This window comes from Hydrogenobacter sp., from assembly GCA_041287335.1.
Classification (GTDB): domain Bacteria; phylum Aquificota; class Aquificia; order Aquificales; family Aquificaceae; genus Hydrogenobacter.
This window is the reverse complement of the sequence record JBEULM010000027.1, coordinates 1-7853: the sequence shown is the minus strand read 5'-3', so window position 1 is coordinate 7853 and position 7853 is coordinate 1. Positions and strand designations below refer to the sequence as shown.

Sequence of the window (7853 nt, the reverse complement as noted above, 5' to 3'; positions counted from 1 at the left end):
CTTCTCCCCTCTTTCTAAGGCTTTTAGCTTGATTTCCAGAGCATTGTTCCAGTAGAACCTGACACAGCCAAAGGCCTTTTCTATAATCTGTCTCTGGCTCTTTGTCGGATATATGCGATACTTATAAGCTTTAAGCATCTTCGTTCGCAAATATTATACCGAAACTGAATTTTGTCAACAGGCAATTCATTTCCACCTTATAGAAGGCAGAGACTTCTTGCCGGTTTTGTGTTAAATTTATAAGAGGGGGAATTATGGAACTTGACCTTATAGAGTACGAACTTGACGATAGGATCAAGAGCAAGCTCAGTGAAGTGCTTGAAAATCTCCTATCTAAAACATCGGCTGAGCTTGTGATACTCACAGATGATGCGGGTAGGATTATAGATATAAAAGGCAAAAAAACAGACGAAGATAGAGCTGAATTTATAGCAAGCCTTATAAGTGGTATATTTGGTGCAGCATCGGAAATGTCTAAGATGCTTTCTGTGGAAGAACTTGACGTTTTGCAGTTTGAAGGTAAAGGTGTGGATGTGGTAATAAAGTTGATAAAACCGAGATTCCTGATAGGTATCATGGTAAGCAAAGCTGTCGCTTTGGGGAGTGTGAGGCTCTTTTTAAAGGCTACATCTCAAGAGCTTGAAGAAATCTTCAATAACCTGAAGCTCATACCTGTTAAGACTGTAAAAGTTGATGTAAAAACTCTTGAGGAGAAACTCGGTAAGATAATAGGTCTGTAGCATGAAGTTAAAAGTCGTCTACTTTGGATCAAGCTTAGCAGGTAAGAGTACAAATGTGCGGAAACTTTACGAGATACTCAGGGAAAAGGGTATAGCCAAAGGAGAGTTTGTGAGTATGGAAACCGACGAAAAGAGAACACTTTTTGTGGAAATGTTCGTAAGCAACATTAACGTGGAGGGCATAGATCTGGACGTGAAGATCCTGACAACACCCGGTCAGTTTAGACTCCATCCTCTTAGGAAAGTTGTCATGAACGGAGTTGACGGACTTGTCTTTGTTGTTGACAGCAGTCAGGAGAGGAAACAAGTTAACTTTTTGGTGATGAGGGAAACTGCTGCAGTTTTGAAAGAGCAGGGAAGGGATTTACTGAAATTTCCTGTCGTAGTTCAATACAACAAAAGGGATCTACCCGATGCTATGGACATTGAAGATATGCAGATGATGTTTAACCCTTGGGGAACCGATTTCGTGGAGGCAGTAGCTACAGAAGGAAAAGGTGTGCTGGAAACTTTCGTGAAGGTGTTAAAAAACATACTGGTTACCAAACATGCAAAGAGTAGCTCTCTATAAAGACTTAAGCTTAGAAACCATAAATCTGGAAAAGCTTTTTGGGGAAGTTGTAGAAAAGAAAATTTCTGGATACTTTCAGATATCTTACTGGAACTCAGACGATTACCTACTTTTTGCGGATGGTGAATTTCTTTGGGGAGTGAGTATAAGCAGGGATGGGGCGAGAAGGGAGATAGACATGGGAACATATAGAGCCAAAAATGAACCCGGGAAGGTATCTTTTTATGAAGTACCACTCGTCAATCTACTCATCTTTAAGCATCACATTAAGACACCACCGGATCCATATAACTTTGCATCTTACGGTTACGAATTTCTTACCTGTGTAAAATTTTCACACATTGATAAAAATAAACTCATGGAACAGATAAAAAGATCGCATCTGGACGGTTATCTCGTGGTGTGTAATAAAGGCGGGTTTATACTTATGCTTATGTTTCAAAAAGGTCTTCCCGTATGCTTATATAAAGACAACCTTTACACCACAGGTAAAAATCAGCGGATCAACATTGAGAAGGAAGATGCCTATATAGCGGTTTACGCAACTGAACCTGAGTTACCATTACTTCTATGCTCTATGGATACGCTTAAAAAGGAAAGAGAGGACACCTTCATGAGCGGTGAAGAACTCAGCATAGTTAAAAAAGAAATAGCCAACAAGAAACTCAGCGCGCTGCTTGATGTGTTCTCTTCAAAAGGTGAGAGACTGTATGAATTTTTTTACAAAGGCACTCAACTCTTAAGACTTCTGCATACAATGGATCGTATAGAAAGCCATAACCTTGACATATCCCCTGGCACAAAAAACATCTATTCGCTGTACACCATTCAGGTAAAGGAATCTATTCCACCTATACAAGTAGAGTTCTATTCGGAAGAGCTAGTAGTTCCAGAAGAGATCTATTATGTGGATGAAGAAAGAGTGAGGGCGATAAAGTCCCACTTTATAGAAGAGATTGGTCCCGTGGGAGCTATACTGTGGAATAAAATACTTAAGGAGAAGGGTTATTTGGAGAGGCGCATGCGTGAAGAGGATCTCAGAAAGCTTGTAGAAATACTGTATTTGGAGATCCCGGACAGCATGCACGCTAGCAGATTTTTAGAAAAAGCAAGGAGGGTGTTAGGATGAAATTACCCTTACCTAAGAGTATAAGGTGGAAGGTAGGGCTACCGGTAATACTTTTTGGGACGGCTTTGGGCATAGGGGTAGGTTATTACTCTTATCAAAGTACGGTAGATACAGCCAAAGAAACCGCCAAGGAAAAAATAAAAACCGCCATGACTTTTACGAAAGCATCAAGAGATTATGTAAGAAGCGTCCTAAGACCAAAAATTGACGAACTTTTAGCGAGCGGATGTTCCAAAGAAGATTTCTTGCTTGAAGGGCAGTCTTCGAGCTTTTTCACTGCATCTATTTTCAAAAGGGTCAGCGAGGATCTTCCAAACTTTACACTCAGACAGGTAGCCTTTAATCCTCTAAACCTTAAGGATGAACCTAACGAGCTTGAGGCAAAGATCATAGCTTTTATGAGAAACTCTTCAAATAGGGAGTATTCGGACATAGTCAATTACAAAGGAGAGAGGTATTTCGTATACGCCTCTGCGGTAGTCCCTGACGGTAGCTGTTTGAGGTGTCACGGTCAGATCCAGAATATGCCAAAAGTGATACAGGCTATCTACAAACCGCAAAGAGATCTAAATTGGGAAGTGGGAAAAGTTCAAGGTGCGGTTATAGTTCTTGTACCCTTCGAATCGACTGTATTGAAGGCTCAACTGACAGGTCTGTACAGAGGGCTTTTTATATTCGGCGTGTTTTTCTCTTTGACCCTCTTTATACTTTTCTCCTTGGAAAAGCTTGTTTTCAGACCCGTGGAGAAGCTTGAGAAAAAGGCTGAGGAAATAGCAAAAGGTAACGTAGATGAACCTGTTGATATAAGTTCCGACGACGAGATAGGGAAGCTTGCAGAAGCTTTTGAAAGGATGAGAGTTAGCATAAAGAAGGTCATGGATCTTTTAAAGTGAAAACTTGTTTAAAATAGGTCCTTCTTGACGGAACATAAGTTGGGAAGTAAGATAAATAACATAGGCTATGTTTTATGGAAAGGTTCTGTTAGTTGATGATGATTACAATTTCAGAAGATCCTTGAGCTTACTTTTAAAAAGTATACACCTTGATGTATACGAAGCCTATGATGGTAAAGAAGCCATAGAGAAGTTAAACAAAAGCCAAAATTTTGATCTTATTATAACAGATCTCAGAATGGAAAAGGTGGACGGTTTAGAACTTCTAAAGTTTGTAAAAATAGTTTCTCCTCATATCCCTATCATAATGATAACTGCCTACGGAACTGTCAGTAGCGCGGTAGAAGCTATGAAGATAGGTGCTTTTGACTATATAGAAAAACCCTTTGAATTTGAAGAGTTCAAAGCTAAAGTAAAAAGGGCTATTGAATATGGAAAAGCAAGAAGCGCTCATAAATGGGGAGAAGACACAACGGTAGAATTTATAGGTAATGGGCTGTGGGTAGAGAGAGTGAAAGACATTATAAGAAGGTTTGGAGATAGCGATGTACCTATCTTTATAACTGGTGAAACAGGTACAGGAAAAAGCTATCTTGCTGAAGTAATTCATAAAAGCAGTAGCAGAGGGGTTGGTCCATTTGTAATTGCAAACTGTGCTACTATACCTGAAAGTTTATGCGAAGTTGAGTTTCTTGGATACTCAAAAGGTTCTTTTACAGGTGCCTCTTCGGAAAAAGAAGGGTTAATAAAAGCTGCTGATGGCGGAACCCTTTTCCTTGATGAAATTGGGGACATGCCATCTAACATGCAGGCAAAACTCTTAGATGTAATTGAGAGAAAAAAAATTAGGAAGATAGGATCTCTTAAAGAGTTGGAGGTAAATGTTAGATTTATATCTGCTACTAATCATGACATTGATAAAGCTATTGAAGAAGGAAGGTTGAGGAAGGATCTTTATTATAGATTGAGCACTGTTCACATACATATACCACCGCTCAGGGAAAGAAAAGAGGATATTCCCTCGTTTTTGAATCACTTTCTTGAGAAGTTTAAAGAGAAGTATACCAAAAAATATATAAAAGGGTACAATACAGGAGTATGGGAATATTTGCTACTTTACGATTATCCAGGAAATGTAAGGGAACTTTCCAATATAGTAGCTTATGCAGTACTTCATTGTGAAGGGGAGTTTATAGGTTTTGAGGATCTACCCGAATACTTAGTACAAGCTATAGGTAGAAGAGGTTCCGTTATTCCGTCTGTAGACAGGAAATTACTGATGAGCTTATCGGAAAAGAACCTTATAGTGGAGGCACTCAAAAACAGTTATACTCTTCAGGAAGCCGCTAGTAAACTCAATATGAGTAGGGTAACCCTGTGGAGAAAAATCAAAGCTTATGGTATAGAACCTGACAGTCTGCTAAAGAACCGGGATAAGGATGGAGAATTTACTGCCTCTCCCTAAGGAACTTACTACCATTATATCTCCCCCGTGCGCATTAACGATTCTCTTTACTATAAAAAGACCTAAACCCAGTCCTTTAGTTTTGGAGGTGTAAAAAGGTTCAAATACCTTATCTATATTCTCCGCAGGGATTCCCACTCCGGTATCTTCAACAGAGATTTCAATTTTATCACCTATTTTTTTAAGATACACACGGATAATTCCTTCTTCTGTTGACTCAACAGCATTTTGAAGGAGATTATATAAGCACACTCTTAACCCATCTATATCTACATTAGCGTGTATATCCCCCTCTATGTAACTTTCTAGTTCAATACTTTTATCCGCTATTATGTCCGCATTTGATTGTTTAAAACTTTCCACACATAACTTTACTTCTTCACTTAAATTTGCCTTACGCTTTTTAGGTGTATACTGACTGTATGATAAATTAAATATTTCTGTAATCCTTTTCAAACGATATATTTCTTCCTTTAACAAGTTCTTTAACTCAACAAATGTATCATAATTGCATTTTATATCCACATTAGCTAAAAGCTGAATAAGATTATTAATGGTTGCTATAGGTGTTCTTATTTCGTGGATTATAGTAGCCGCCATCATGCCTGCAGCAACCATTCTTTCACTTGCCACCAGTTTTTCTTGAGCAGCTTTAAGTTGATTATAAGCAACTGTAAGTTCTTTGGTTTTTCTATTGATGTTGTTAAAAAGATAAATAAATCCAAACAGGAAAAGCCCAAAAAGGAAGATGTAAACTAGCAATCTGAGAATATGCCATACCCACCATATTATATTCCATAGCGTTGATAAGGTAAATAGAAAACTTATATTAGCCATCATAACTGAATAAAAGGACATATAGAGGAGCAATTCTTGTCTATGTTTTATGTATATCTTATACAGAAGAAAAGCACTTGTAAGAAACAGCATTATTGAGAATACGGATGCAAGAATAGTGATTTTGTTTAATCCTTCGTAAGTTATTTTATCCACACTTTTAAAAATCAGAGGCTCTGGCAAATAAGAGTTGAATGACCTGAATATAAAACCAAACGCTATAGAAGAAAAAACCGCGAAGAATATAAGGATTTTTACTGTTAAACTTGAAGTAATTTTGTTATATCTCTTTTCTACAAAAAGACATCCTAAACATAAGAAGATAGAAGAACTAAGTGTATTTATAACTCTTACCCATATAAAAGCTCTTATATCTGTTACAAAAGAGGCGTATATATCAGAGATACCTGAACTATAGAAAGACAAAAAAAGAAAAAAAGAAAAAAGTGTCTGGGATTTTAAAAATTCAAACACAAATAAAAAACTTACTGCAAGTGCTACAATACCACAAAAGAAACTAATTATAGAGTTAGTTATCAAATCTATCCAGAAGATAGAACTTATAAATGGTAAAACTAAAAGTGTAAACAATGTAATGCTTATCCCTACCACAGACAGGGTTAGGGGTAAATGTTTATTCAATGATACCTCACTAAAGTTAAGCAATTTAAAAAGTGGTTCCATAATTTAAAATATATCTTCCTTTAGTTAATCTTTCCGGATTCAGTATTGAGCTTAAAAGTATATAATTTGTTTTTCTTGCTCTTTTGACTGCATCTTCCAAAAGGCTTAATACAATGGGTGATAAATTATTTTTGTTATCTTTTAGATATCTACCAAAAGCCCTGTAATAATGCTCCTCAGGTTCCACAATTATAAGCACTTTTATTGGTTCTTTTTTATCAATCAGTTTACCTGTAAAGATTAAAGATCTATTCGGAGCTATACGCGTATCAAACATTTCTTTACCCAAATCATATTCGTTAACCATCCAACCAACAATACCTTTAATAATCTTTCTGTCCTTCTGAAAAACCCTCACAACTATCTTAGGTACCATATAAGTGGGCAAGTTATGTCCCGCACCAACATTTGTAAGTTCTATATTAAAATTCCCCTCTTCTACCCATACCTCTATTCTTAGAGCACTTAGCACCATGTTCCTATCATGTATTCCTTTCCATGTATGCTTTCTATCTGGCATATGACAACTTTGACATGTAATACCTCTTGAATAAAAAATTGATTTTTTCCATTCCTCGTAGGTATCTTGTCTGAGTTTTCCGTTGGTTTTTTCACCATTTGGGGGAAATTGATGGCATGCCGCACAAAATTTACTATCCTGAAAAAAATCTCTTATCTTAAAACCTCCGTGAGGAACCACAGAAGGTAGGGTTTTGGTTGGGGGTGGACCATATCTCGTATGTTCTCTTACATGGCATGCAGCACATATTACACCCTGCAGATGCAGATTATCTGTAATATATGCAGGCGCAGGTTTTTGAGGTCTTGATGGATAATTCATGTAAATAGCCATCAAGGCTTTCTGCTCGGATAAAGGAGCGTGACAATCCATACACTTATTCGCCGATAACTGGTCCATCATCCTCATTTGCCACAACAAACCTGAAGATATTGTTTTGGAGTGCAGGCTCTGTTGCCATTCCGTATACTTTTCTGCATGGCAAGAACCGCATGCCTTTGGATCTAAGGATGCTTCTAATGCTGAATAAGTTTTTGGAGGTTCACCGTTAGGTTTTATAGGTCTCTTCCAGTATTCTTCTACTGTATCATACCTATCCTTACAAGAAAAAAGAAGGGCAAGGGTAATGAAGATAACCCTTGCACACGAATTTTTTATTACCCACCGCATGGCATAGGCAGTGGGCCACCACCACCACCTCCGCCACCACCTGAAGGTGGAGGTGTTGTAGCACCCTTTGTAGGCATAATCATGCTTTTTGTGGTCAAGGCTTGAGAGGCAGCTGGAACAGGTATAATATCTGAGATACTCTTAGTAAAGGTGTCTATAACAGTAAATTATAGGGTTAGCTCTGTCATTTATAAAGACCTTACGCCCGTCAGAGGTAAAAGTCATGACCGCTGAAGTGGTATTATAAACGAGATTTATCCTGTGTGAAACTGGGAAAGGAGGATTGCCATTTCCTGCAAAGCCTCTATAACTAACTACACCGACTTGACCATATCCAGGTGTTAT

At 37.8% G+C, this 7853-nt stretch carries 9 protein-coding genes; 5 read left to right on the top strand and 4 right to left on the bottom strand.

Annotated elements, in window-relative coordinates; genetic code table 11:
- Window positions 1–138: helix-turn-helix domain-containing protein (locus ABWK04_03700; protein ID MEZ0360991.1), on the bottom strand; the 138-nt coding region annotated here is incomplete at its 3' end.
- Window positions 139–254: 116 nt separating this feature from the next.
- On the opposite strand from ABWK04_03700, the gene ABWK04_03695 reads away from it, so the two are divergent.
- From ABWK04_03695 to ABWK04_03675, 5 genes are all read left to right on the top strand, one after another.
- Window positions 255–740, top strand: a complete 486-nt coding sequence (locus tag ABWK04_03695) for a roadblock/LC7 domain-containing protein (protein ID MEZ0360990.1) — start codon at window positions 255–257, stop codon at window positions 738–740.
- A 1-nt stretch (window position 741) separates the two neighbouring features.
- Window positions 742–1311, top strand: coding sequence for an ADP-ribosylation factor-like protein (locus ABWK04_03690; GenBank protein ID MEZ0360989.1), 570 nt, complete (start codon window positions 742–744; stop codon window positions 1309–1311).
- Complete coding sequence (locus tag ABWK04_03685) at window positions 1289–2440, top strand: hypothetical protein (GenBank protein MEZ0360988.1); 1152 nt, start codon at window positions 1289–1291, stop codon at window positions 2438–2440. The genes ABWK04_03690 and ABWK04_03685 overlap by 23 nt, the downstream gene beginning before the upstream one ends.
- On the top strand, window positions 2437–3333 hold the full coding sequence (locus tag ABWK04_03680; protein ID MEZ0360987.1) for a DUF3365 domain-containing protein: 897 nt from the start codon (window positions 2437–2439) through the stop codon (window positions 3331–3333). The genes ABWK04_03685 and ABWK04_03680 overlap by 4 nt, the downstream gene beginning before the upstream one ends.
- A gap of 67 nt (window positions 3334–3400) precedes the next feature.
- Window positions 3401–4798, top strand: coding sequence for a sigma-54 dependent transcriptional regulator (locus ABWK04_03675; protein ID MEZ0360986.1), 1398 nt, complete (start codon window positions 3401–3403; stop codon window positions 4796–4798).
- Here ABWK04_03675 and ABWK04_03670 read toward each other — a convergent pair.
- From ABWK04_03670 to ABWK04_03660, 3 genes are all read right to left on the bottom strand, one after another.
- On the bottom strand, window positions 4754–6319 hold the full coding sequence (locus tag ABWK04_03670) for a HAMP domain-containing sensor histidine kinase (GenBank protein MEZ0360985.1): 1566 nt from the start codon (window positions 6317–6319) through the stop codon (window positions 4754–4756). The two genes, ABWK04_03675 and ABWK04_03670, sit on opposite strands and share 45 nt — an antisense overlap.
- Window positions 6303–7508 (bottom strand): ammonia-forming cytochrome c nitrite reductase subunit c552, encoded by a 1206-nt coding sequence (locus ABWK04_03665; protein ID MEZ0360984.1) that lies wholly within the window; start codon window positions 7506–7508, stop codon window positions 6303–6305. The genes ABWK04_03670 and ABWK04_03665 overlap by 17 nt, the downstream gene beginning before the upstream one ends.
- A 141-nt stretch (window positions 7509–7649) precedes the next feature.
- The coding region (locus ABWK04_03660; protein ID MEZ0360983.1) for a hypothetical protein at window positions 7650–7853 on the bottom strand (204 nt) is incomplete at its 5' end.

Bases quoted from the DNA above. Each gene is read 5' to 3' on its own strand.
- ABWK04_03680 (MEZ0360987.1), top strand. From the start codon at position 2,437: ATGAAATTACCCTTACCTAAGAGTATAAGGTGGAAGGTAGGGCTACCG.
- ABWK04_03685 (MEZ0360988.1), top strand. From the start codon at position 1,289: ATGCAAAGAGTAGCTCTCTATAAAGACTTAAGCTTAGAAACCATAAAT.
- ABWK04_03665 (MEZ0360984.1), bottom strand. From the start codon at position 7,508: ATGCGGTGGGTAATAAAAAATTCGTGTGCAAGGGTTATCTTCATTACC.
- ABWK04_03695 (MEZ0360990.1), top strand. From the start codon at position 255: ATGGAACTTGACCTTATAGAGTACGAACTTGACGATAGGATCAAGAGC.
- ABWK04_03670 (MEZ0360985.1), bottom strand. From the start codon at position 6,319: ATGGAACCACTTTTTAAATTGCTTAACTTTAGTGAGGTATCATTGAAT.
- ABWK04_03690 (MEZ0360989.1), top strand. From the start codon at position 742: ATGAAGTTAAAAGTCGTCTACTTTGGATCAAGCTTAGCAGGTAAGAGT.
- ABWK04_03675 (MEZ0360986.1), top strand. From the start codon at position 3,401: ATGTTTTATGGAAAGGTTCTGTTAGTTGATGATGATTACAATTTCAGA.